This window comes from Streptomyces sp. 13-12-16 (assembly GCF_002114215.1).
Classification (GTDB): Bacteria; Actinomycetota; Actinomycetes; order Streptomycetales; family Streptomycetaceae; genus Streptomyces.
In genome coordinates this window covers 1-1,534 of record NZ_NCTE01001045.1, presented here as the reverse complement: position 1 = coordinate 1,534, position 1,534 = coordinate 1, and the positions used below count along the sequence as shown (strand labels likewise).

General features: G+C 74.7%; 3 protein-coding genes. 1 reads left to right on the top strand and 2 read right to left on the bottom strand.

Annotated features, from left to right (window positions below):
- Positions 1-109 precede the first annotated feature (109 nt).
- Both B7767_RS34925 and B7767_RS34920 read right to left on the bottom strand, forming a co-directional pair.
- The gene (locus tag B7767_RS34925) at positions 110-307 is read right to left on the bottom strand and encodes a DUF1918 domain-containing protein (protein WP_085575587.1); all 198 of its coding nucleotides are present in this window, start codon (positions 305-307) and stop codon (positions 110-112) included.
- A gap of 12 nt (positions 308-319) precedes the next feature.
- The gene (locus tag B7767_RS34920; RefSeq protein WP_085575586.1) at positions 320-1,273 is read right to left on the bottom strand and encodes a DMT family transporter; all 954 of its coding nucleotides are present in this window, start codon (positions 1,271-1,273) and stop codon (positions 320-322) included.
- Here B7767_RS34920 and B7767_RS34915 point away from each other — a divergent pair.
- Positions 1,272-1,534 (top strand): winged helix-turn-helix domain-containing protein (locus B7767_RS34915; protein WP_143652796.1); only part of this gene is annotated, 263 nt, incomplete at its 3' end. The genes B7767_RS34920 and B7767_RS34915 overlap by 2 nt on opposite strands.

Below are 1,534 nucleotides of genomic sequence, written 5' to 3'. Positions count from 1 at the left end.
CGGCCGCGCCCCCGGGCTGATCCGGGGGAGGGGTGCCGTCCGGTTTCCGCCGGGCCGGGCGGGGCCGGGCACGCGCTCCCCCGGCGCCCCCGCCCGGCGGCGGCGCCTCCTACCGCTGTCGCGTCGCCCTGTGCCGGATCTCGGTGTCGGGGCCGGGTGAGCACACGCCCTCGTGTCCGTCCTGGAAGCGGACGCGGTAGGGCGGGTTCCCTTCCTGGCCCATCACTTCGACGATCTCTCCGACCTTGTCGTGCTGGCCGACCACCCTGCCGTGCTGGACAAGCTGGTCGCCCTCGGTTGCGCGCATCGGGGCCTCCTCTCAACCGCGTGCCCGCTGGGTGACGGCGATGCACACGAGCACAGCCGCGGCCGTCAGCGGGGCGGCCACCGTCAGCTGCTCGTTCAGCAGCAGCACCGACCACACCAGTGTGAGCAGCGGCTGGGCCAGCTGCAACTGGCTGGCCTTGGGGATGCCGATGGCCGCCATGCCCCGGTACCAGACGATCAGCCCGAGGAACTGCGAGCCCGCCGCCACCCACAGCAGGCCGGCCACGCTGTGCGCGGACAGTGTCACCGGTTCGACGGCCAGCGCGACCGCGGCGACGGGCAGGGTGAGCGGCAGGCACAGGACCAGTGCCCAGCCGATCACCTGCCAGCCCGGCATCACCCGGGCCAGCCTGCCGCCCTCGGTGTAGCCGGCCGCGCACACCAGCAGCGCGGCGAAGAGGTACAGGTCGGCCGTGGTCAGCGCGCCGCCGCTCTGCTGCACGGTGAACGCCAGCACGGCGGCGGCCCCGGCGAGGGCCGCCGTCCAGAAGGTGCGCGAGGGGCGGGAGCCGACGCGCAGGGCGGACAGCAGCGCCGTGGTCAGCGGGAGCAGGCCCACCACGACGGCCGCGTGCGCGGTGGTGGAGGTCTGCAGGGCCAGGGTGGTCAGCATCGGGAAGCCGAGCACCACCCCCGCGCCGACCACCGCGAGTCCGGGCCAGTGCTTCCGGTCCGGCGGCGGCACCCTCCCCCACGCTCGGCTCCGCTCGCGCGGGGGCGCCCCCACCGCCAGCAGACAGCCGCCGGCGACGAACGCCGCGAGCACACTGCGCACGGCCACCAGCGACCAGGGTCCGAACCCTTCGAGACCCCAGGCGGTGGCGGGGAAGGTGAGGGAGAAGGCGATCACGCCGAGGGCGGCCTGGAGGGTGCCGAAGCCACGGTGGTCGCGAGGAGTGGTGACTGCTATCGGTGGTGCGGCGGTAGCGCTACTGTGTGCTCTCATGCATGAGCGTAGCAGTGTCGGTGAGCTGGCGGAGCAGTTGCGTAGGGAGCTGGACCGCTACTCTCCCGGTGGAAAGCTCCCGTCCAGCCGGGCCCTGGTGGAGCGGTTCCGGGTGAGTCCGGTGACCGTCTCCCGGGCGCTGGCGCAGCTCGCCGCCGAGGGCCTGGTGGTCACCCGGCCCGGCGCCGGCGCCTTCCGGGCGCGGCCCCGGGTGCCGACCGCGCCCGCCGGGGACACCTCCTGGCAGGAGGTCGCCCTCAG